This window comes from Conexibacter woesei DSM 14684 (assembly GCF_000025265.1).
Lineage (GTDB): Bacteria > Actinomycetota > Thermoleophilia > Solirubrobacterales > Solirubrobacteraceae > Conexibacter > Conexibacter woesei.
Genome location: NC_013739.1, coordinates 3,037,428 through 3,057,816 on the forward strand (window position 1 = coordinate 3,037,428; position 20,389 = coordinate 3,057,816).

At 71.8% G+C, this 20,389-nt stretch carries 23 protein-coding genes; 18 read left to right on the forward strand and 5 right to left on the reverse strand.

The window, feature by feature from the left end:
* The first annotated feature begins 23 nt into the window (after positions 1-23).
* Together dnaJ and CWOE_RS14190 are read left to right on the forward strand one after the other, a co-directional pair.
* Positions 24-1,145 carry a molecular chaperone DnaJ gene (dnaJ, locus tag CWOE_RS14185; RefSeq protein ID WP_012934313.1) on the forward strand — a complete coding sequence of 374 codons (1,122 nt, stop codon included), beginning with the start codon at positions 24-26 and terminating at the stop codon, positions 1,143-1,145.
* Positions 1,142-1,960, forward strand: coding sequence for a 50S ribosomal protein L11 methyltransferase (locus CWOE_RS14190; protein ID WP_012934314.1), 819 nt, complete (start codon positions 1,142-1,144; stop codon positions 1,958-1,960). The genes dnaJ and CWOE_RS14190 overlap by 4 nt, the downstream gene beginning before the upstream one ends.
* Before the next feature lie 35 nt (positions 1,961-1,995).
* On the opposite strand, the gene CWOE_RS14195 is transcribed toward CWOE_RS14190, so the two are convergent.
* Positions 1,996-2,595 carry a GDSL-type esterase/lipase family protein gene (locus CWOE_RS14195; RefSeq protein WP_012934315.1) on the reverse strand — a complete coding sequence of 200 codons (600 nt, stop codon included), beginning with the start codon at positions 2,593-2,595 and terminating at the stop codon, positions 1,996-1,998.
* A 91-nt stretch (positions 2,596-2,686) separates the two neighbouring features.
* Here CWOE_RS14195 and CWOE_RS14200 point away from each other — a divergent pair, with 91 nt between their 5' ends.
* Positions 2,687-4,042, forward strand: a complete 1,356-nt coding sequence (locus CWOE_RS14200; RefSeq protein WP_012934316.1) for an NAD(P)/FAD-dependent oxidoreductase — start codon at positions 2,687-2,689, stop codon at positions 4,040-4,042.
* Between the two features lie 3 nt (positions 4,043-4,045).
* On the opposite strand, the gene CWOE_RS14205 is transcribed toward CWOE_RS14200, so the two are convergent.
* The gene (locus tag CWOE_RS14205) at positions 4,046-4,522 is read right to left on the reverse strand and encodes a carboxymuconolactone decarboxylase family protein (protein ID WP_012934317.1); all 477 of its coding nucleotides are present in this window, start codon (positions 4,520-4,522) and stop codon (positions 4,046-4,048) included.
* 135 nt (positions 4,523-4,657) lie between these two features.
* Between CWOE_RS14205 and CWOE_RS14210 the strand changes: the two genes are divergently transcribed.
* The 14 genes from CWOE_RS14210 to CWOE_RS32820 all read left to right on the forward strand — a co-directional run bounded on the left by CWOE_RS14210 (position 4,658) and on the right by CWOE_RS32820 (position 16,214).
* Complete coding sequence (locus CWOE_RS14210; protein WP_012934318.1) at positions 4,658-5,089, forward strand: GatB/YqeY domain-containing protein; 432 nt, start codon at positions 4,658-4,660, stop codon at positions 5,087-5,089.
* A 32-nt stretch (positions 5,090-5,121) separates the two neighbouring features.
* Complete coding sequence (locus CWOE_RS14215; RefSeq protein ID WP_041730513.1) at positions 5,122-6,105, forward strand: PhoH family protein; 984 nt, start codon at positions 5,122-5,124, stop codon at positions 6,103-6,105.
* 9 nt (positions 6,106-6,114) lie between these two features.
* Entirely contained in the window at positions 6,115-6,531 is a 417-nt protein-coding gene (gene ybeY / locus CWOE_RS14220; protein ID WP_012934320.1) for an rRNA maturation RNase YbeY, read from the forward strand.
* Positions 6,528-7,430: a GTPase Era gene (era, locus tag CWOE_RS14225; protein WP_012934321.1), complete on the forward strand. Its 903-nt coding sequence runs from the start codon at positions 6,528-6,530 to the stop codon at positions 7,428-7,430. The genes ybeY and era overlap by 4 nt, the downstream gene beginning before the upstream one ends.
* Positions 7,431-7,503: 73 nt before the next feature.
* Positions 7,504-8,109 (forward strand): bifunctional phosphoribosyl-AMP cyclohydrolase/phosphoribosyl-ATP diphosphatase HisIE, encoded by a 606-nt coding sequence (gene hisIE, locus CWOE_RS14230; RefSeq protein ID WP_012934322.1) that lies wholly within the window; start codon positions 7,504-7,506, stop codon positions 8,107-8,109.
* 5 nt (positions 8,110-8,114) lie between these two features.
* Entirely contained in the window at positions 8,115-9,617 is a 1,503-nt protein-coding gene (trpE, locus tag CWOE_RS14235) for an anthranilate synthase component I (protein ID WP_012934323.1), read from the forward strand.
* The gene (locus tag CWOE_RS14240; RefSeq protein WP_012934324.1) at positions 9,617-10,192 is read left to right on the forward strand and encodes an anthranilate synthase component II; all 576 of its coding nucleotides are present in this window, start codon (positions 9,617-9,619) and stop codon (positions 10,190-10,192) included. Before trpE ends, CWOE_RS14240 begins: the two co-directional genes overlap by 1 nt.
* Before the next feature lie 2 nt (positions 10,193-10,194).
* Positions 10,195-11,226: an anthranilate phosphoribosyltransferase gene (gene trpD / locus CWOE_RS14245; RefSeq protein WP_012934325.1), complete on the forward strand. Its 1,032-nt coding sequence runs from the start codon at positions 10,195-10,197 to the stop codon at positions 11,224-11,226.
* Entirely contained in the window at positions 11,223-12,017 is a 795-nt protein-coding gene (gene trpC, locus CWOE_RS14250; protein WP_012934326.1) for an indole-3-glycerol phosphate synthase TrpC, read from the forward strand. The genes trpD and trpC overlap by 4 nt, the downstream gene beginning before the upstream one ends.
* Before the next feature lie 114 nt (positions 12,018-12,131).
* Positions 12,132-13,316, forward strand: coding sequence for a S1C family serine protease (locus tag CWOE_RS14255; protein ID WP_012934327.1), 1,185 nt, complete (start codon positions 12,132-12,134; stop codon positions 13,314-13,316).
* A gap of 10 nt (positions 13,317-13,326) precedes the next feature.
* Positions 13,327-14,025, forward strand: coding sequence for a phosphoribosylanthranilate isomerase (locus CWOE_RS14260; RefSeq protein ID WP_012934328.1), 699 nt, complete (start codon positions 13,327-13,329; stop codon positions 14,023-14,025).
* Positions 14,022-15,197, forward strand: coding sequence for a tryptophan synthase subunit beta (gene trpB, locus CWOE_RS14265; protein ID WP_012934329.1), 1,176 nt, complete (start codon positions 14,022-14,024; stop codon positions 15,195-15,197). Before CWOE_RS14260 ends, trpB begins: the two co-directional genes overlap by 4 nt.
* Positions 15,194-15,997, forward strand: coding sequence for a tryptophan synthase subunit alpha (gene trpA, locus CWOE_RS14270; RefSeq protein WP_012934330.1), 804 nt, complete (start codon positions 15,194-15,196; stop codon positions 15,995-15,997). Before trpB ends, trpA begins: the two co-directional genes overlap by 4 nt.
* A 13-nt stretch (positions 15,998-16,010) precedes the next feature.
* A complete protein-coding gene (locus CWOE_RS32820; protein ID WP_012934331.1) occupies positions 16,011-16,214 on the forward strand; it encodes a hypothetical protein in 204 nt (67 codons plus the stop codon).
* A 131-nt stretch (positions 16,215-16,345) separates the two neighbouring features.
* Here CWOE_RS32820 and CWOE_RS14275 read toward each other — a convergent pair whose 3' ends face one another.
* Positions 16,346-17,383: a 6-phosphofructokinase gene (locus tag CWOE_RS14275; protein ID WP_012934332.1), complete on the reverse strand. Its 1,038-nt coding sequence runs from the start codon at positions 17,381-17,383 to the stop codon at positions 16,346-16,348.
* 171 nt (positions 17,384-17,554) lie between these two features.
* Between CWOE_RS14275 and CWOE_RS14280 the strand changes: the two genes are divergently transcribed.
* Positions 17,555-18,793: a branched-chain amino acid ABC transporter substrate-binding protein gene (locus tag CWOE_RS14280; protein ID WP_012934333.1), complete on the forward strand. Its 1,239-nt coding sequence runs from the start codon at positions 17,555-17,557 to the stop codon at positions 18,791-18,793.
* On the opposite strand, the gene CWOE_RS14285 is transcribed toward CWOE_RS14280, so the two are convergent.
* On the reverse strand, positions 18,786-19,385 hold the full coding sequence (locus tag CWOE_RS14285; protein WP_012934334.1) for a hypothetical protein: 600 nt from the start codon (positions 19,383-19,385) through the stop codon (positions 18,786-18,788). The two genes, CWOE_RS14280 and CWOE_RS14285, sit on opposite strands and share 8 nt — an antisense overlap.
* A 79-nt stretch (positions 19,386-19,464) precedes the next feature.
* The gene (locus tag CWOE_RS14290; RefSeq protein ID WP_012934335.1) at positions 19,465-20,373 is read right to left on the reverse strand and encodes a TIGR01777 family oxidoreductase; all 909 of its coding nucleotides are present in this window, start codon (positions 20,371-20,373) and stop codon (positions 19,465-19,467) included.
* Positions 20,374-20,389: the final 16 nt, after the last annotated feature.

Genomic DNA, 20,389 nt, shown 5'->3' on the forward strand with positions numbered 1-20,389 from the left:
CCGAAGGCCCCTACCATTGACGCGTGCCCACGGCGAGTGACTACTACGACCGTCTCGGCGTCGCGCGGGACGCCGACGCGAACGAGATAAAGAAGGCCTTCCGCAAGCTCGCGCGCGAGCTGCACCCGGACGTCAACAGCCACGACCCGGAGGCCGAGACGAAGTTCAAGGCGGCCGCCGAGGCGTACGAGGTGCTGTCCGATCCCGAGCGCCGCGCGACCTATGACCGCTACGGCGCCGACGGCCTCAGAAACGGCGGCTTCCAGCCGAGCGGCTTCGGCTCCTTCTCCGACATCTTCGACGCGTTCTTCGGCGGCGACGTCTTCGGCGGCGCCGGCGGCGCGCGCGGCGGACCGGTGCAGGGCGGCGACGTCGCCGTGACGGCGACGATCGAGCTGGCCGACGTCGCGACGGGCGCGTCCGTCGAGGTCTCCTACGACGCCGTCGTCCGCTGCGAGACGTGCAACGGCAACGGCGCCGAGCCGGGCACGCCGATCGAGGCGTGCGACCGCTGTGGCGGGACCGGCCAGCTGCGTGCCGTGACGCGCACGCCGTTCGGCCAGGTCGTGCGCGCGACCGCGTGCGACGTCTGCGGCGGCGACGGGCGCGTGCCGAAGTCGCCGTGCAAGAGCTGCCAGGGCCGCGGCCGCAGAGTGTCGCGGCTGACGGTCGGCGTCGACGTGCCTGCCGGCATCGCCGACGGCCAGCGGATCCGCCTCTCCGGCCGCGGTCACGCGGGCGAGCACGGCGGCCCGCCCGGCGACCTCTACGTGCTCGTGCGCGTCAACGAGGACGCGCGCTTCGTGCGCGACGGCGACGACCTCGTCACCGTCGTGGACGTCGTCGCCCCGCTCGCCGCGCTCGGCACCTCGCTGGAGGTCCCGACGCTCGACGGCCCGCTGGAGCTGGAGGTTCCGGCCGGGATCCAGCCGCACGAGACGCTGACGCTGCGGGGGAGAGGGCTGCCGGCGCTGCGGCGCGGGCGCAGGGGCGACCTGCGCGTTGTCGTCAACGTCGTGATCCCGCGCCGCCTGTCGGGCGAGCAGCGCGAGCTGCTGGAGCGGCTGGCGGAATCGCTGGGCGAGGAGAACATGAACCCCGAGGAGGGCGTGTTCTCCAAGCTCAAGCGAGCGTTCGGCGCATGATCCGCCTCGCGCTGCGGGTCGATCGCGCACACGCCGAGGTCGCGCTCGCGGAGCTGCTGGAGCTGGCGCCGAGCGGCGTCGAGGAGGTCGACCACGGCGACCAGGTCGAGTACGCCGTCTACGGCGCGCCGGGCGAGCTGCCCGAGCTGCCCGACCTGGAGGCGGCGGTCGGCGGCGCGCTCGTCTCGGTCACGACCAGCGAGCTGGCTGACGACTGGACCGAGCGCTGGAAGGACTTCCACAAGCCGCTCGTGCTCGGCGACCGGCTGGCGGTGCGCCCACCGTGGGTTCCGCCGCTCGGCGCCGACGTCGAGCTGGTGATCGACCCCGCGCAGGCGTTCGGGACCGGCTCGCACGCGACGACGCGCCTGTGCCTGGAGCTGCTGCTGTCGCTCGCCGACGGCGACGCCGCGCGCGGCCCGGTCGCCGACGTGGGCTGCGGCTCGGGCGTGCTGGCGATCGCCGCCGCGAAGCTCGGCTACGCCCCCGTCGTCGCGGTCGACTACGACCCGCTCAGCGTCGAGGCGACGCGCGAGAACGCGGTCGTCAACGACGTCGCGCTGGAGGTGTCGCGCGGCGACCTGCGTGGGGAGCAGATGCCCGCCGCGCCGATCGTGCTCGCCAACCTGCTGCGCCCGCTGCTGCTGGAGTACGCCGAGCGGATGACCGACCCGCCGCGGGTCCTGATCGCCTCCGGCCTGCTCGTCCACGAGGCGGACGAGATCGCGCACGCGTTCGAGCGGCGCCACGGCCTCGTCGAGCAGGATCGGCGCGAGCTGGGCGAGTGGGCCGCGCTGCTGCTGCGCAGGCCCTGATGTGTGGTGATCTATGGGTGCAGGAGACCCATAGATCAACCCACATCCCTCAGCCACGCCGCGAACCCGCCGGCGAGAACCAGATCGGCTGCGCGCGCGTAGCCCTCGGCGCCGGGATGGGCGCCGTCGCCCGCGGCCGCCTCTGCGCGCCAGGGCTCGAACGCGGCGAGCGCCGCGGCGAGCGGCACGAACGGAACGCCGCGGACTGAGCAGAGGTCGGCGAACGCGCTCGTAAGCGCCAGGGCACGAGCGTCGGGGCGCTCCGCGCCGAGCGGGGGCGGGCCGACGACGAACGCGGGCAGCTCCAACGCCGCGGCGCCGTCGAGCAAGGCGTCCATCGTTGCCGTCGACACGGCTGGCTCCACCCGCGGCTTCCCCTCGATGCCCGAATCGACGCAGTCGTTGGCGCCCACCGAGAAGACGACGCGGAACGACGCCGCGTCGGTCAGCCGCACGGCCGCCTCCGAGCGCCAGCGCGCCGCGACCTGCACGGAGGTCTCGCCGCGCACGCCGAGGTTGTAGGACGTGACCGGCATGCAGGCGGCGGCGACCCGTCCGGCCCAGCCGAGCGCGGCCGGGTCGCCGGCGCCGGCCGTGAACGAGTCGCCGAAGAACAGCAGCCGTCGGTCGCGCATGGCGCGCAGCCAATCAGATCGGCGCGCGAGGGACTTTGTGACACGCTTGTGACGTTGGTCTCTTCGCCCCGGCGGGCATAGGGTGAGGAGCATGGCCTGGGACATCGTCATCGCCGGCGGCGGATTCGGCGGCTACTACGCCGCGCGCACGCTCGAGAAGCAGCTGCCGCAGCATTCGGCGCGCATCACGCTCGTCAACGACGTGAACTTCATGCTGTTCACGCCGCTGCTGCCGGGCGCCGCGGCCGGGACGCTGGAGCCGCGCCACGTCGTCGTCCCGCTGCGCGAACAGCTCAAGCGCACCGACCTCTGGCTCGGCCACGTCACCGGCGCCGACCCGGGCCGCAACCAGCTCGTCGTCGACTCGCTCGACGGCCGTCGCCACGAGCTGCACTACGACCAGCTCGTCGTCGCGCTCGGCTCGATCTCGCGCACGCTGCCGATCCCCGGCCTCGCCGAGCACGCGGTCGGCTTCAAGACGCTGTCGGAGGCGATCGCGCTGCGGAACCGCGTCATCACGATGCTGGAGATCGCCGAGACCGTCCACGACGCCGAGCAGCGCGCCGAGTTCCTCACGTTCGTCTTCGTCGGCGCCGGCTACGCGGGCCTCGAAGGGATCGCCGAGCTGCAGGACTTCGTCACCGACGTGATCGACCTCTACCCGCGCTGCCGCGTGCAGGGCGTGCGCTTCATGCTCGTCGAGGCACGCGACCGCGTGATGCCGGAGGTCGCCCCGCGGCTCGCCGACTTCGCCCAGCGTGAGCTGCGCGGGCGCGGGATCGAGATCCGCACGAACACGACCGTCGAGGCGCTCGACGAGCGCTCGGTCACGCTCAAGGGCGGTGAGGTGGTTCCGGCGCGCACGGTCGCCTGGACCGCCGGCGTCAAGCCGCACCCGGTCGTCGCGAGACTCGGGCTGCCGCTGGAGAGAGGCGGCCGGATCGAGGTCGACCAGACGATGCGGGTGCGCGGGCACGACGACGTCTGGGCGATCGGCGACGCTGCCGCGATCCCCGACCCGGCCCGCAAGGGCGAGCTGTCGCCGCCGACGGCGCAGCACGCGATCCGCCAGGGCAGACGTGTCGCGCGCAACGTCGCCGCGGAGCTGGGCGCGGGCGGCAGGGTGCGCCCGTTCACCTACAAGACGAAGGGCGTCTTCGTCGACATGGGCCGCCACCAGGCGGTCGCGAGCACGATGGGGATCAGATGGCGCGGCTTCCCCGCCTGGTTCCTGGCGCGCACCTACCATCTCGCGAACATGCCGGGCTGGCATCGCAAGTCGCGCCTGGTCGTCGACTGGACGGTCTCGCTGCTGTTCCCGCGCGACACGTCCGAGCTGGGGCAGATCGGCAATCCGCCGGAGCTGGAGCGCGACGGCGCGGGCGTGGGCTCCGTCACGCGCGAGCACGCGGAGCCGGAGCCGGAGCGCGACGCCGCGCCCAGCTGACGGTCAGCGCGTCGGCGGCAGCGCCTGCGTCGTCACCATCAGCCGGTTCCACGAGTTGATCACGGTGATCGCGAAGATCACCTGCGTCAGCGCGTGCTCGTCGAACTGGCGCGCGGCCTCGTCGTATACCGCGTCCGGCACCGGCCCGTCGGTCAGTCTCGTCATCGCCTCCGCGAGGCCGAGCGCGGCCCGCTCGGAGGCGGTGAAGAACGGCGACTCGCGCCAGCCGGCGAGCGTGTCGAGACGCTGGGTCGTCTCGCCGTCGTCGCGCGCCTCGTTGTGGTGCATGTCGAGGCAGTAGACGCAGCCGTTGAGCTGCGAGACGCGGATGTCGATCAGGTGGCGGAGGATCGGGTCGAGCTCGACGCTGCCGGCGAGTCTGCGCATCGCGTGGTAGTTCTCGCGCGCGACGCGCGGCAGGTCGGCGATCCGTGGCGTGTGGGCGACGTAGTCGGAGGGGGAGGGGGCGATAGCAGTCATGGTCCTCAGACTAGGGCCGAAACAGCCCGGCCGACAGGTCCAATTCCCGCTCTCCGGGGGAGACCACGTCATCAAGCTGTGATCGAGGCGTTCGGGCCGTTGAGGCGCCGCGGGCACGGCTATCCTTGATGGACCGTGACCGTCGCCGAACAACTGAAGACCGACATCACCGCCGCGATGAAGGCGGGCGAGCGAGAGCGCGTCGGCGCGCTGCGGCTCGTCCTGTCCGAGCTGCAGAAGTCGGCGAAGGACGGCGACGGCGACGAGGTCGCCGTGCTGCGCCGTGAGCGCAAGCGCCGCCTCGACGCGGCCCAGCAATTCAAGGACGGCGGTCGCGAAGAGCTTGCACGGCAGGAGCAGGGCGAGGCCGAGCTGATCGCCGCCTACCTGCCGGCGGAACTGTCCGACGAGGAGCTTGCCGGGATCGTCTCCGACGCGGTCGCCGAGACCGGCGCCTCCTCGCCGAAGGACATGGGGCAGGTCATGAAGGCCGCGATGGCGAGAGTCGGCGGGCGCGCCGACGGCAAGCGCGTCTCTGCACGCGTGCGAGAGGCGCTGGCGTCGTAGTGCCGGGCACGAGCGCATCCGAGAGACCTCAGGTGAAGCGGAAGCTCGAGTTGGACAACGCCGTCGCGGCGGAGCTGTCGGGCACCCAGGACGAGGTGCTGCGCACGCTCGAGGAGAACCTCGACTGCTCGATCTACCTGCGCGGGAACGTGCTGACGCTCGAAGGCGACGACGACGCGGTCGACGCCGCCGCGCAGGTCGTGCGCGAGGTCTCCGACCTGGTCGCGCGCGGTCACGAGATCGCGCCGGGGACGATCCAGGCGATCCAGGGCGCGCTTCAGCAGCACGAGTCGCCCAGCCGCGTGCTGGAAGACGTCGTCTGGCGCCACCGCTCGACGAAGGTCGCGCCGAAGACGGTCAACCAGAAGCGCTACGTCGACTCGATCCGCAGAAACACGATCACGTTCGGGGTCGGCCCGGCCGGCACCGGCAAGACGTGGCTGGCGGTCGCGATGGCGGCCGCCGCGCTGTCGCGGCGCGAGGTCAACCGCATAATCCTCACGCGCCCGGCCGTCGAGGCCGGCGAGCGGCTCGGCTTCCTGCCGGGCGACCTGATGGCGAAGGTCGATCCGTACCTGCGCCCGCTGTTCGACGCGCTGCACGACATGATCGACCCGGAGAGAGTGTCGGCACATCTCGAGCGCGGCGTGATCGAGGTCGCGCCGCTGGCGTTCATGCGCGGCCGCACGCTCAACGACTCGTTCATCATCCTCGACGAGGCGCAGAACACCACGCCGGAGCAGATGAAGATGTTCCTGACGCGGCTCGGCTTCAACTCGAAGATGGTCGTCACCGGCGACGTCACGCAGATCGACCTGCCGAGCGACCAGCGCTCCGGCCTGATCTCCGTCGCCGAGGTGCTCGACGCGGTCGACGGCATCCAGTTCATCCGCTTCGGCGGGGAGGACGTCGTGCGGCACAAGCTCGTCCAGCGGATCGTCGCCGCCTACGCCGAGCACCAGCAGAGGCTGGCGCCCGAGCTGAGGCCGGCCGCAGCAGATCGCAAGCGGGCGTAAGCTCAGTTCATGCTGGAGGTCGAGGTCATCGGGCTCGATGACGGCGAGGTCGAGGGTCTGACCGCGATCGACGTCGAGGAGCTGTGCGGGCTCGCGTTCTCCTCGGCCGGGATCGAGGAGGGGCACGTCGCGGTCGCGTTCGTCGACGCCGAGACGATCCAGACGCTCAACCGCGACCACCGCGGCAGGGACGCGCCGACCGACGTGCTCTCGTTCCCGATCGACGGGATCGACGGCGAGGCGCTGAGACAGATCCCCGCCGCGCAGCGCGAGCTGGGCGACGTCGTGATCTGCCCGCCGCACACAGAGGATCTCAGCGAGGCCGTCGTGCACGGCGCGCTCCACCTGACAGGAATGGACCACGAAGTGGATGACGGCGAGATGCTCGCGCTCCAGGCCGAGCTGCTGCGATGGATTCAGCCATGACGGTCGACGGCGCGCCCACGACCAGAAGCGGCTTCGTCGCGCTGGCCGGCCGGCCGAACGTCGGCAAGTCGACGCTGACGAACGCGATCGTCGGCGCGAAGGTGGCGATCGTCTCCGACAAGCCGCAGACGACCCGCCGCGCGATCCGCGGGGTGCGGACGACGCCCGACCACCAGCTGATCCTCGTCGACCTGCCGGGCGTCCAGCGCCCGCGCGACGTGCTCACCGAGCGGATGCAGGGACGCGTCGAGAGCGAGCTGCGTGACGCCGACGCGGCGCTGCTGCTGCTCAACGCCGAGCAGGGCGTCGGCCCGGGCGACCGCTTCATCGCCGCGCTGCTCAAGCGCGCGCCGGTCCCGGTCGTGATCGCGGTCAACAAGATCGATCGCTGCTCCAAGCACGAGACCGCGGTGGTCCTCCAGGCGGCGGCAGACCTCGAGGTCGCCGACGACATCTTCCCGATCTCCGCGCGCGGCGGTCAGGGCGTCCAGACGCTCGTCGACCACCTCGCCGGGCTGCTGCCGCCCGGCCCGTACTACTTCCCGCCCGAGGACCGCTCCGACCAGGCCGAGAACGTCCTGCTGGCGGAGCTGGTGCGCGAGCAGGTGCTGCGCCGGACGCGCCAGGAGGTCCCGCACTCGGTCGAGGTCGAGGTCGGCGAGATCGAGGACCGCGAGGACGACCTGATCTACGTCCGCGCCGTCGCCTGGGTCGAGACCGACTCGCAGAAGGGGATCCTGATCGGCGCCGGCGGGCGGATGATCAGAGCGATCGGCACCGCAGCGCGCAGAGAGCTCGAGCGCGAGTTGGGCACCCGCGTCCACCTCGACCTGACCGTCCGCGTGCGCAAGAGCTGGCGCACCGACGAACGCCTGCTCGACCGGCTCGGGATCGAGTAGCGGCAACGCGTCGAGGCGGCGCCGGAGCCCCCGCCGCGCATCCGTCTCGTGTAGCCCTACAATCCATCGACCGATGCCCGATCTAGACATCGCGTTCGACGACAACGGCCTCGTCCCGTGCGTGATGCAGGACTGGCGCACCGGCGAGGTCCTGACGCTCGCGTACATGAACGCCGAAGCGCTCAAGCGCACGCAGGACACCGGTGAGGTCCATTTCTGGAGCCGCTCGCGCAACGAGCTGTGGCACAAGGGCGCGACCTCGGGCAACACCCAGAAGGTCCGTGCGCTGCGCGTCGACTGCGACCGTGACGCCGTCGTCGCGCTCGTCGAGCCGGCCGGCCCCGCCTGCCACACAGGCGCGCGCACCTGCTTCTTCAACGGCGAGGCCGACAACGGCGCGCCGTACGAGGTGCTGCCGAGACTGGAGCGCACGGTCGCCGCGCGCGCCGCCGAGCGGCCCGACGGCTCCTGGACCGCGAAGCTGCTGGCCGATCCGGGACTGGCCGGCGCGAAGGTCGAGGAGGAGGCCGAGGAGGTCGTCCGCGCCGTCCGCGAGGAGTCCGACGAGCGCGTCGCCAACGAGGCCGCCGACGTCCTCTACCACCTGACCGTGCTGCTGCGGACCCGCGGGCTCGGCCTCGCGGACGTGCAGCAGGTGCTCGACGAGCGCAGCCGCTGATCGCGATGGGAGCCCCGCACGCCCAGCCCGCCGCTGCCGCCGCGAACGCGAACGCGCTGCGCGTCACGCCGTCGCTCGACGAGGTGCGCGAGCTCGCGCGCGAGCACACGCTCGTGCCGCTGCGCCACACGTTCGTCGACGACATCGAGACGCCCGTCTCCGCTTTCCTCAAGCTGCGCGGGGACGGCCCGTCGTTCCTGCTGGAGTCGGCCGAGCAGGGCCGCATGGGACGCTGGTCGTTCATCGGCTTCCGGCCGCGCAGCGTGCTGCGCTGGTCGCTCGGCGACGGCGGCGACCCGTACGCGCTCGCCGCCGCCGAGGTCGCCCGCTCCAGACAGGCGCAGGTCCCTGGCCTGCCGCCGTTCTCCGGCGGCGCGGTCGGGATCTTCGGCTACGACCTCGTCCGCACGGTCGAGCCGCTCGGCGAGCCGAACCCCGACCCGGTCGGCCTGCCGGACATGGCGCTGATGTTGACCGACGTGATCGTCGCGTTCGACCACCAGCGCCACGAGCTGTCGATCCTCGCGAACGTCGATGCCGCCGCCGGCGACCTGGAGCAGGCGTACGCCGCGGCGGTCGCGACGATCGAGGAGGTCCGCTGGAAGCTCTCCGGGCCGGTCCCGCGGCCGGCGCGGCCGCCCGCCGCGCGCGACCCTGAGCAGCCCGTCGACTTCCAGAGCAACATGCCGCGCGAGCAGTTCGAGGGCATGGTCGAGCGGATCGTCGAGTACATCCACGCCGGCGACGCCTACCAGGTGGTGCCCTCCCAGCGCTGGTCGGCGGAGGTCCCGATCGAGGCGTTCTCGATCTACCGCGGGCTGCGCGCCGTCAACCCCAGCCCGTACATGTACTTCCTCGACTTCGGCGACTTCGAGATCGCCGGCGCGAGCCCCGAGCCGCTGCTGACGGTGCAGTCCGGCGTCGTCCGCACGCGGCCGATCGCTGGCACGCGCCCGCGCGGCACCGACGCCGCGGACGACGCGCGCCTCGCCGCCGACCTGCTCGCCGACGAGAAGGAGCGCTCCGAGCACGTGATGCTCGTCGACCTCGCGCGCAACGACGTCGGCCGTGTCAGCGAGTACGGCAGCGTCAACGTCGACGGCTACATGGAGATCGAGAACTACAGCCACGTGATGCACATCGTCTCGCGCGTCTCGGGCCGTCTGCGCGAGGGGATCGGCCCGCTCGACGCGCTGCGCTCGATCCTGCCGGCCGGAACGCTCTCGGGTGCGCCGAAGGTCCGCGCGATGCAGATCATCGACGAGCTGGAACCGGTCAAGCGGGGCGGCTACGGTGGGGCGATCGGCTACCTCTCGTACACCGGCGACCTCGACACGTGCATCCACATCCGTACGGTCGTCGTCAAGGACGGCGTCGCCCACGTGCAGGCGGGCGGCGGCACGGTCGCCGACGCGAAGCCCGACTACGAGTTCCGCGAGTCCGAGGCGAAGGCGCGCGCGGTGCGCCAGGCGATCGCGCTGGCGGTGGCGCAGCCGGAGTGGCCCTGATGCGCGTCCTCGTCGTCGACAACTACGACTCGTTCACGTACAACCTCGTGCAGTACCTCGGCGAGCTGGGCGCGGAGGTCGAGGTCGTGCGCAACGACCACGCCAGCGTCGACGACCTGCTGCTGCGCGGCTATGACCGCGTGATCGTCTCGCCGGGCCCGTGCACGCCGGACGAGTCGGGCATCTCGATCGAGGTGCTGAGACGCTTCCCTGAGGCCGGGATCCCAGTCCTCGGCGTCTGCCTCGGCCACCAGGCGCTCGGCCAGGCGTACGGCGGGACGGTCATCCGCCATCGCCCCGTCCACGGCAAGACGGAGCCGATCGAGCACGACGGCCGCACCGTCTTCGCCGGGATCGAGTCGCCGCTGACGGTCGGCCGCTACCACTCGCTCGTCGTCGACGAGCAGCTGCCGGACGTGCTCGAGGTGTCCGCCCGCGGCGGCGGCGTGATCATGGCGCTGCGCCACAAGACGCTGCCGGCCGAGGGGATCCAGTTCCACCCCGAGTCGGTCCTGACCGACCATGGCCACGACCTGCTGCGCAACTTCCTCGGCCTGCCGGTGGTGACCACCTGACGATGGCGCGGGACCTGCTCACGCGCGCGATCGACACGCTCGCCTCTGGCGAGGACCTTTCGGCTGACGACGCAGCCGCGGTGCTGGCGGAGATCTGGAGCGGCAACGCGACCGATGTGCAGATCGCCGCCGTGCTGATCGCGCTGCGCACGAAGGGGGAGACGGTCGACGAGCTGACCGGCCTCGCGCGCACGATGCGCGAGTTCGCCGCGCACGTCGAGATCTCGCGCGACGACCTGCTCGACGTCGTCGGCACCGGCGGCGGCAGACAGACCTTCAACGTGTCGACCACCGCGGCGCTGATCGCGGCCGGCGCCGGCTGCGCGGTCGCCAAGCACGGCAACCGCTCGGCGACGGGGCTCTCAGGCGCGGCGGACGTGCTGGAGGCGCTCGGCGCGAGCATCGATCTCGAACCGGTCCAGGTCGCGCGCTGCATCGAGCAGGTCGGCTTCGGCTTCATGTTCGCGCCTCACCACCACGCGGCGATGCGCTACGTGATCCCGGTGCGCAAGCAGCTCGCCGTCCGCACGATCATGAACTTCCTCGGGCCGCTGACGAGCCCCGCCGGCGTGACGCGCCAGCTGACCGGCGTCAGCGACAGGCGCTACCACGAGACGATCGCCGGCGCGTTCGCCCGCCTCGGCGCCACGCACGTGCTGATCGCCTCCAGCGACGACGGCCTCGACGAGCTCAGCACGGTCGCGCCGACGCGCGTGATCGAGGTGCGCGACGGCGAGATCTCGGAGTTCCGCATCAGCGCCGCCGACGTCGGCCTCGACACCGCCGCCTACGACGACCTGCGCGGCGGCACCCCCGACGTCAACGCCGAGGTCACTCGGCGGATCCTCGCGGGCGAGCGCGGCGCCCCGCGCGACATCGCCGTCCTCAACGCCGGCGCCGGAATCTACGCAAGCGGCCGTGCTGACACGCTCGAAGCAGGCGTGCGGGCGGCCGAGGCGGCGATCGACTCGGGCGCCGCGAGAGCTACCTTGACCAACTACGTCACGCAGACCCAGGAGCTGGCAACCGCATGAGCAACGTGCTCGACCGCATCGTCGACTCGACCCGACGCGAGGTGGAGCATCGCCGCAGCGAGATCCCGCTCGCTCAGCTGGAGCGCTCTCTGCACGGCCGCGGCGAGGACCGCCCGTTCGCGGAGGCGCTCGTGCATCCCGGCATCTCGGTGATCGCGGAGCACAAGCGCCGCTCGCCGTCGGCCGGCCCGATCCGCGAAGGGGCGACCGTCGAGGAGATCGTCGGCTCCTACGAGCGCGCGGGCGCCGCGGCGCTGTCGGTGCTGACCGAGCGCCACCACTTCGGCGGCTCGCTCGACGACCTGCGCGCCGCGAAGGAGGCGGCGCGCCTGCCGATCCTGCGCAAGGACTTCGTCGTCGACACCTACCAGGTGTACGAGTCGGCGGTCGCCGGCGCGGACGCGATCCTGCTGATCGTCGCGGCGCTGGAGCCGCGCGAGCTGGCGCGGCTGCACGCCGAGGCGCTCGCGCTCGATCTCGACGTGCTCGTGGAGGTCCACGACGAGCCCGAGCTGGAGATCGCGCTGGAGCGCGTCGACGCCGACGTGATCGGCATCAACAACCGCGACCTGACGGACTTCACCGTCGACGTCCAGCGCACGTTCGAGCTGCTCGCCGACATCCCGGCGGGCAAGACGGTCGTCTCCGAGTCGGGGATCAGCACGCGCGACCAGCTCGACGAGCTGGAGCGGGTCGGCGTCGACGCGGTGCTCGTCGGCGAGGCGCTGATGCGCGCCGACGACGTCGAGGCAGCCTGTCGCGAGCTGACGCGCCTCGACGACGAGCTCTGAAGACAGTTCACGGGAGTTCCCGCCGACGTGAAAACACCTGCTCGCCGTCGTGGAACTCCCAAGGCGTAGCCCGTTTAGGTCGGGTTCAGCGGGGCGCGACAGACTGGTGACTGGATGAGAGCGCTCGTTCGTTCACCCTTCGTGCATGCGCTTGCCGGCGGTGCCGTGGTCGCGGTCGCGTTGCTCACGCTCGGCGTGGGTGGGCGCGATTCGACGACGACGACCGTGCTGGAGCAGGCGCAGTTCAGCGGCGCGACGACGCCCGCCGACGGTGCCGCCCCGGAGCTGACGCCGCATGCGATCTACGAGCGCGACGCGCCCGGCGTCGTCTTCGTCCGCTCGCGGCCCGTCGCGGTGGCGGCGGACTCGCCGTTCGGCGAGCGGCAGCCGCAGAGCGGCGCGAGCGGCACCGGCTTCGTGCTCGACAGCGAGGGCCACATCCTCACCAACCAGCACGTCGTCGGCGAAGCGAGCACCGTGCAGGTCGAGTTCAGCGACACGCGCACCGTCACGGCGAAGGTGCTCGGCGAGGACCCGACCAACGACCTCGCGCTGCTGCGCGTCGACCCGGCGAGCGCCGACCTGCGGCCGCTGACGCTGGGCGACTCCACGACCGCGCGCGTCGGCGACCCGGTGGTCGCGATCGGCAACCCGTTCGGGCTCGAACGCACGCTCACGACCGGCGTCGTCTCTGCCCTGGAGCGCCAGCTGACGGCGCCCAACGGGTTCACGATCCAGAACGTGATCCAGACCGACGCGCCGATCAATCCCGGCAGCTCCGGCGGTCCGCTGATCGACGCGAGCGGGCGCGTGATCGGGATAACGTCGCAGATAGCCTCCACCGGCGGCAGCAACGCCGGGATCGGATTCGCGGTCCCGATCGACACCGCGACGAAGCTGCTGCCGGAGCTGAAGCGGACGGGCAGCGTCGCGCACGCGTACCTCGGCATCACCGTCACGACGATCGACGCCTCGCTCGACGGCGTGCAGCCGCAGCTGCACCGCGGCGTGCTCGTGCAGGCCGTCATCAAGCGCTCGCCGGCGGCGAGAGCGGGCGTCAGAGGCGGCACGGTCGAGAGCCAGGTCGGCGGCAACCGGATCCAGCTGGGCGGCGACGTGATCACCTCGATCAACGGCCGGACGCTGAAGACGGCGGAGGAGCTGACCGCGGCGCTGGCCAAGTACCGGCCGGGCGACCGGATCAGACTCGGGATCCTGCGCGGCGGCGAGGCGATGCAGCTGGAGGTCACGCTTGCGAGAGCGCCGAAGCAGGCGCCGTCGCAGCCGGCCCAGCCCTAGGATGTGGGGCATGGCCACGCGCATCAAGTTCTGCGGGATCGCCCGCCTCGAAGACGCCGAACGAGCCGTCGAGCTCGACGCCTGGGCGGTCGGGATGATCCTCTGGCCGGGCTCGCCGCGCTACTGCAGAGCGGACGAGGCGGCGGCGATCGGCGCGTCGCTGCACCGCCGTGCCGAGGTCGCCGGGGTGTTCGTCAACGCCCACCTCGACCACGTCGTCACGCGGGCCGACGAGTTCGGCCTCACGCTCGTGCAGCTGCACGGCGACGAGGGCCCGTCGTTCTGCACCGAGGTCGCGCGCCGCACGGGCGCGAGAGTGATCAAGGTCGCGCGCGTGAGAGACCGCGCCGACGTGCAGGCGCTGCGCGCGTTCCGCACCGACTACCACCTGATGGACACGTTCGTCGCCGGCAGACCGGGAGGGACGGGGGAGACGTTCGCGTGGGACCTCGTGCGGGCCCACAGACGCGACCGCCCGGTGATCCTCAGCGGCGGCCTGACGCCGGACAACGTCGGCGACGCGATTGCCGCCGCACACCCGTATGCAGTCGATGTGTCCTCAGGTGTCGAGCTGGCACCGGGCATCAAGGACCACGCGAAGATGGCGGCGTTCTCGGCCGCTGTCAGAGCGGCCGACGCGGGCGACGAACCGGACGAACCGGACGCGCACGAGCCGACAGAGGACCACGCCGGGGGGAAGGCCGCATGATCACGTCCGTCGAACACCGCTTCGGCCCGTACGGCGGGCAGTACGTGCCCGAGACGCTGATGCCGGCGCTCGCGGAGCTGGAGGCCGCATGGCTCGACGCCAACCGCGACCCCGAGTACACGACGCGGCTGCGCGAGCTGCTGACGAACTACGCCGGCCGCCCGACGCCGCTCTACCTCGCCGAGCGGCTCAGCGAGGCCGCCGGCCGCACGGTGTACCTCAAGCGCGAGGACCTGATGCACACCGGCGCGCACAAGATCAACAACGCGCTCGGACAGGCGCTGCTCGCGAAGCGGATGGGCAAGCCGCGCGTGATCGCCGAGACCGGCGCGGGCCAGCACGGCGTCGCGACCGCGACCGCGTGCGCGCTGCTCGACATCGACTGCGTCGTCTACATGGGCACCGAGGACATGCGGCGCCAGAAGCCGAACGTCGAGCGGATGCGGCTGCTCGGCGCGACGGTCGAGCCGGTCGACGCCGGCACGCGGACGCTGAAGGAGGCGACCTCCGCCGCGATCCGCGACTGGGTCACGAACGTCGCCACGACGCACTACATCCTCGGCAGCGCCGCCGGCCCGGCGCCGTTCCCGTCGATCGTGCGCGACCTCCAGCGCGTGATCGGCGACGAGGCGCGCGAGCAGATCCTGGCGGCTGAGGGCCGGCTGCCGGCGCGCGTGATCGCCTGCGTCGGCGGCGGCTCCAACGCGATCGGCATCTTCACCGCGTTCACCGGCGACAGAGACGTCGCGCTGGTCGGCGTCGAGGCGGCCGGCGACGGGCTCGACACCCCTCGCCACGGTGCGCCGCTGACGAAGAACGCGCGTCCCGGCATCCTCCACGGCGCCTACTCGGCGCTGATGCAGGACGACGAGGGGCAGATCCTCGAAGCGCACTCGATCTCCGCCGGGCTCGACTACCCCGGCGTCGGCCCCGAGCACGCCCACCTGCGCGACACCGGCCGTGCCACCTACGTCGCGGTCACCGACGCCGAGGCGCTGGCGGCGTTCCAGCGGATCGCGCGGCTGGAGGGGATCATCCCGGCGCTGGAGTCTTCGCACGCGCTCGCCTGGACGCTCGCCAACGGCGGCGGGGATCTCGACGTCGTCTGCCTTTCGGGCCGCGGCGACAAGGACCTCGCACAGGTGCTCGACAAGATCGGCGGGGCGGCATGAGCGCGGCCGGCACGCAGACCGGCATCGAGCGGATCGCGCAGGCGTTCGCCGGCAGCGGCAAGCGCGCGGCGCTGATGCCGTACCTGATGGGCGGCTTCCCCGACCTGGAGCGCTCGCTCGCGATCGGCGAGGCCTACGCCGACGGCGGCGCCGACCTCGTCGAGCTGGGCGTCCCGTTCTCGGACCCGCTCGCCGACGGCCCCGTGATCCATGCCGCCGGCACGCAGGCGCTGGAGGCCGGGGCGACCGTCGCGGGCGTGCTGGAGGTCGGCGCGAAGCTGTCCGAGCGCGTCCCGGTCGTGCTGATGGCGTACGCGAACCTCGTCTACGGACCGGGCTTCGAGGCGTTCGCCGACGCGCTCGTCGCGCACCGCATCAGCGGCCTGATCGTGCCCGACCTGCCACTCGAGGAGGCGCCGCTGCTGCTGGAGGTCTGCGACGTCCGCGGGATCGCGCTCGTGCCGCTCGTCGCGCCGACGACGCCCGACGAGCGCCTCGCGCGGATCGGCGCCCGTGCGCGCGGCTTCCTCTACACGGTCTCGGTCACCGGCACGACCGGCGAGCGGGTCGCGCTCGACGACCGCCTCGGCGGCGTGCTGAGCCGCGCGGCGACGGCGACCGACGTCCCCGTCGCGGTCGGATTCGGCATCGGCACGCCGGAGCAGGCGGCCGCCGCGGCTGACGCGGGCGCGGCCGGCGTGATCGTCGGCAGCCGTCTCGTGCGCGCCGCCGCGGAGGCCGACGACCCCGCCGCGGAGGTCCGCTCGCTGGTGAGCGCGATGTCCGAGGCGCTTCGCTAGGATTCGCCGCCTCATGGCGCTCGCAATCGCAACCACCTTCGCAATGTGCCTCTGGATCGTCCTCTGGGCGTTGGGCATCGGCGGCTTCGACGGACTTCTCCTGTCCGCAATGATCGTGCTGATCGTCGGCGGGATCAGATCACTCGGCCAGTACCTCCCCGGCGCCGGCGGCAGACGCGGCCCCGGCCGCGCGAACGCGCCGGAGGGCGGTTGGTGAAAGCTCCGCGATAGGTCGCTTGAGGCGGCCGGATCGTGGATGCTGGGCGCGGGACGGCGAGCCGATAGGGCGGACGCCCGTGAGGCTCGCCGGGTCGTGTCCAGCGCCGCGAGGCGGTTGCCTCGGGCGATCTATCCGAAGAAGGTGCGCGCCAGCTCCAGATAGCGGAGGTCGATCGTCTTGATCCCCTCCACCTGGCCGAGCGGGACGCTCGTCATCTCGGTGCCGTGCAGAGCGACCATGCGGCCGGTCTCGCCGGCCATCACGAGGTCGGCGGCCTTCGCGCCGTATCTGGTCGCCAGCATGCGGTCGGTCGCCGTCGGCGTGCCTCCGCGCTGGACGTGGCCGAGCGACGTGACGCGCGTCTCGTAGCCCGTCCGCTCCTCCAGCTCCACCGCGAGCGCGGTTCCGATCCCGCCGAGGCGCGGGTAGCCGTACTGGTCGACGTCGTCGGACGTGCGGATCTGTCTGCGGTCGCCGCTCTCGAACGCGAGCTGCGCACCCTCGGCGACGACGATGATCGAGAAGTCCTTGCCGCGCTCGTGGCGGCGTGCGATCGCCGCCGAGATCTCCTCGACGGTCAGCTCCAGCTCCGGGATCAGGATCGCGTCGGCGCCACCGGCGATCCCGGCGTAGACAGCGATCCAGCCGGTGTTGCGGCCCATCACCTCGAGGATCATCACGCGGTCGTGCGACTGCGCGGTGGTGTGGAGGCGGTCGATCGCGTCGGTCGCGATCTGCACGGCCGTGTCGAAGCCGAACGTGTAGTCGGTGTGCGTGACGTCGTTGTCGATCGTCTTCGGCACGCCGACGACGGGGATCCCCAGCTCCTCCTGCACCCGCCGGGTGATCATCATCGTGTGCTCGCCGCCGATCGCGATGACCGCGTCGAGCGGGTCCTGCGTCTGCTGGCTGAGCACCTTCTCGACGCCCTGCTCCTCGCGGAACGGGTTGTAGTTCGAGGTGCCGACGATCGTGCCGCCGAGGTGGAGGATCCCCGAGACGCTGCGTTGGTCGAGCTCGATCCAGTCGTGCTCGGCCAGTCCGCGGTAGCCGCGGCGCAGGCCGATCGGCTCGTGTCCGTGCGTCATCAGGCGCCGTGCTGCGGCGCGGATGACGGCGTTGAGGCCGGGGCAGTCGCCGCCGGCGGTCAGGATTCCGACTCGCATTGCGGCGCAGCGTAGCCGTTGCCTTTGGAGCTGTCGACACGCCAGCGCCGTTCCCGACACACGGGGGGTGTGGTTTCCCCCACCGCGCGCGACCGCGCGCATTCGTAGAATCCGCGTCGCTTGATCCGTCACGTCGTCCCCCCACCGCATCGCACCGCCAGGAGCCTCGTCATGGTCCTGTGCGCGTGCCTGCTCGCAGCGGTCCTCGCCGGCTGCGGCGATGACGCCGCCGACGGCGGACCGGTCGCGGGCACGCAGCTGAAGATCTACTCGTCGATGCCGTTGGAGGGTCCCGATCGCGAGGCGGCGCTCGACGTCGTGCGCGGCCAGCAGCTTGCGCTGCGCAACCACGACGGCAAGGTCGGTCGCTACGGCGTCAAGCTCGTCGCGCTCGACGCCGCGACGCCCGAGGCCGACAGCTGGGATCCCGAGACGATCTCCGAGAACGCACGCAGAGCGGCGAAGGACCCCGAGACGATCGCCTACCTCGGCGAGTTCCACACCGGCTCCTCGGCGATCTCGATCCCGCGCATGAACGAGGTCGGCGTGCTCGAGGTCAGCCCAATGGACACGGCGATGGAGCTGACGTCGAGAAACCTCGCCGTGCCGGGCGCGCCGGAGAAGTACTTCCCGAAGGGGGAGGAGGTCGGCCGCACGTTCGCCCGCCTCGCCCCGTCGGATCGCTGGCAGGCGATCGCACAGCTCAGATACATGGAGCAGCAAGGCGTCAAACGCCTCGTGCTGGTCACCGACGAGGACCCGATGGGGACCGGCTTCGTGACGGTCATGAGAGCGCACGCGAGGGAGTTCGGCGTCGCGATCGTGGGGCGGGAGGACGTCGACCCGCACGAGCAGGACCCGCGTGAGCTGGTCCAGAAGATCGAGGACCTCAACCCCGACGCGGTCTTCTACGCCGGTGCCTCGCACGAGGGCATCATCCGGCTGTGGCAGGACCTGGCGTTCTCCGATCCGGAGCTGAAGCTGTTCGCGCCGAGCGCGCTCGTCGATGCCCCGTTCATCGCCGCGATCGGCGCGGCCGGCGCCTCCACCTACGTCACGCGGCCGGTGCTCGGCCTGCGCGACTACCCATCGCCGGCGCGCAGATTCGAGCGCCAGTTCGAGCAGCGGTACGGCACCGCCCCGCAGCCGGAGGCGCTCTACGGCTACGAGGCGATGAACGCCGTGCTGGGAGCGATCAAGGCGGCTGCCGAGGAGTCGGGCGACGACCCGCTCGACCGTGCCGACGTCGTCCGCGAGTTCCGCGCGACCAGACGCGACGACACGGTCCTCGGCTCCTACGAGATCCTCAGAAGCGGCGACATCTCGCTGCGCCTGTTCGGCGCCTATCGCGTCAGCGGCGGCGAGCTGCGCTACGTCAGAGCACTCGACGGGCCTCCACCCGTCAGTTGATTAGCGTGTATCTCTGGGCGGGGCTCAGGGCTCCGACGAATCCGACGGTGACGGTCGCGGGGCATCCGAGCGGGCCGCCTCTGCGCGCCAGTGTCGTCGGAAGGGATGGAAGGACCGGATTCCCGGGTGTCGCGAGATAGCCGCCGAGCTCGCCGCCGTATAGGCAGATGCCGATCGGCGAATTTATCTGGATTCCGACGTTTCTGTAGATGAACCGTATGCCGGCTATGTTGGGTAGCGTGCCCTCGAACGAGGAGTAGGTCATTCTCCAGGGGTTGGCGCCGGTCGCTAGGTACGTGACACCGAAGTTCGGGTTGCAGTTGCCCGGCGTGCCGGCGTGGATGCTCCCTATCCCGGCGCCGGCGGCCGCCTTCGTGATGGTTCTCTCGAGCGACCCTTGGAACGTCGTCGGGCAGGTCCAGCTCACCGGGACCCCCATGTAGACGGCGGAGAACTGGACGGGCGGCGATATCAGTATGGCTCCGCCCGGTGAGACGCCTATCGCTCTGCTGGCGAGCGACGGCGCCGTCCCGGCGGTGAGTGCGAGCAGCGCGACGAGCGCTGCTGCGAGCAGCTTCCTCCGACTGAACATCTCATCCTCATTTCGTCGTGGTTCGGTGCGCGCACGACAGATGAGGCCTCTCTCACAGTTTACAGAAAAACAGTATTGCTCATGCCAGTGCCGAGCGCAGCGCCTCCGCCAGCTGCGGGTGCGCGAACGCGTGGCCGTGCGCGAGCGCACGTCGCGGGACCGCGCGCTGGCCGGTGGTGACGATCGACTCCATCTCGCCGTAGAGCAGCTTCAACGCGACGCGCGGGACCGGCGCGACCGCTGGCCGGTGCAGCGCGCGGCCGAGCTCCTTCGAGAACTCGGCGTTGGTGACCGGCGCCGGCGCGGTCGCGTTGAACGGGCCGTGCCAGTCGCCGTCGCCGAGCGCGGCGAGGTAGAGGCCGACGAGGTCGTCGCGGTGGATCCACGGCATGTACTGCCGCCCGCCCGCGACCGGGCCGCCCGCGCCGAGCTTGAACGGCGGCAGCATCTTCGCGAGGGCACCGCCGTCGGGGTCGAGCACGACGCCGGTGCGCAGCCGGACCACGCGCACGCCGAGCTGCTCGGCCGCGGCGGCCTCGCGCTCCCACGCGGCGCAGACCTGCGCGAGGAAGTCGGCGCCCGCCGGGGTGTCCTCGTCGACCTCCTCGTCGCCGTGCGCGCCGTAGTAGCCGACCGCGGAGGCGGAGACGAGCACGACGGGCCGCGGCTCGGCCGCGCGCAGGCCGGCGACGAGGTTGGCGGTGCCGCGCTCGCGGCTGGAGCGGATCCGCTCCTTCGCCTCGTCGCTCCAGCGCTGCGCGACCGGCTCGCCCGCGAGGTGGACGACGCCGTCGCGCCCGGCGAGCGCGGCGGCGGGCGCAGGGTCCGCGAGCGGATCCCACGCGACGGCGTCGACGGAGCCGCCGAGCGCGGCCCGTGCCCGCTCGGGCGAGCGCGAGAGGACGGTCACCTCGTCGCCGCGCCGTTGCAGCGCGGCGACCAGCCGCGGGCCGATCAGCCCCGTCGCTCCCGTCACCGTCACTCGCATGCCCACCTCCGTCTCG

Bases quoted from the DNA above. Each gene is read 5' to 3' on its own strand.
- CWOE_RS14190 (WP_012934314.1), top strand. From the start codon at position 1,142: ATGATCCGCCTCGCGCTGCGGGTCGATCGCGCACACGCCGAGGTCGCG.
- CWOE_RS14195 (WP_012934315.1), bottom strand. From the start codon at position 2,595: ATGCGCGACCGACGGCTGCTGTTCTTCGGCGACTCGTTCACGGCCGGC.
- CWOE_RS14200 (WP_012934316.1), top strand. From the start codon at position 2,687: ATGGCCTGGGACATCGTCATCGCCGGCGGCGGATTCGGCGGCTACTAC.
- CWOE_RS14205 (WP_012934317.1), bottom strand. From the start codon at position 4,522: ATGACTGCTATCGCCCCCTCCCCCTCCGACTACGTCGCCCACACGCCA.
- ybeY (WP_012934320.1), top strand. From the start codon at position 6,115: ATGCTGGAGGTCGAGGTCATCGGGCTCGATGACGGCGAGGTCGAGGGT.
- era (WP_012934321.1), top strand. From the start codon at position 6,528: ATGACGGTCGACGGCGCGCCCACGACCAGAAGCGGCTTCGTCGCGCTG.
- hisIE (WP_012934322.1), top strand. From the start codon at position 7,504: ATGCCCGATCTAGACATCGCGTTCGACGACAACGGCCTCGTCCCGTGC.
- trpE (WP_012934323.1), top strand. From the start codon at position 8,115: ATGGGAGCCCCGCACGCCCAGCCCGCCGCTGCCGCCGCGAACGCGAAC.
- CWOE_RS14240 (WP_012934324.1), top strand. From the start codon at position 9,617: ATGCGCGTCCTCGTCGTCGACAACTACGACTCGTTCACGTACAACCTC.
- trpD (WP_012934325.1), top strand. From the start codon at position 10,195: ATGGCGCGGGACCTGCTCACGCGCGCGATCGACACGCTCGCCTCTGGC.
- trpC (WP_012934326.1), top strand. From the start codon at position 11,223: ATGAGCAACGTGCTCGACCGCATCGTCGACTCGACCCGACGCGAGGTG.
- CWOE_RS14255 (WP_012934327.1), top strand. From the start codon at position 12,132: ATGAGAGCGCTCGTTCGTTCACCCTTCGTGCATGCGCTTGCCGGCGGT.
- CWOE_RS14260 (WP_012934328.1), top strand. From the start codon at position 13,327: ATGGCCACGCGCATCAAGTTCTGCGGGATCGCCCGCCTCGAAGACGCC.
- trpB (WP_012934329.1), top strand. From the start codon at position 14,022: ATGATCACGTCCGTCGAACACCGCTTCGGCCCGTACGGCGGGCAGTAC.
- trpA (WP_012934330.1), top strand. From the start codon at position 15,194: ATGAGCGCGGCCGGCACGCAGACCGGCATCGAGCGGATCGCGCAGGCG.
- CWOE_RS32820 (WP_012934331.1), top strand. From the start codon at position 16,011: ATGGCGCTCGCAATCGCAACCACCTTCGCAATGTGCCTCTGGATCGTC.
- CWOE_RS14275 (WP_012934332.1), bottom strand. From the start codon at position 17,383: ATGCGAGTCGGAATCCTGACCGCCGGCGGCGACTGCCCCGGCCTCAAC.
- CWOE_RS14280 (WP_012934333.1), top strand. From the start codon at position 17,555: ATGGTCCTGTGCGCGTGCCTGCTCGCAGCGGTCCTCGCCGGCTGCGGC.
- CWOE_RS14285 (WP_012934334.1), bottom strand. From the start codon at position 19,385: ATGTTCAGTCGGAGGAAGCTGCTCGCAGCAGCGCTCGTCGCGCTGCTC.
- CWOE_RS14290 (WP_012934335.1), bottom strand. From the start codon at position 20,373: ATGCGAGTGACGGTGACGGGAGCGACGGGGCTGATCGGCCCGCGGCTG.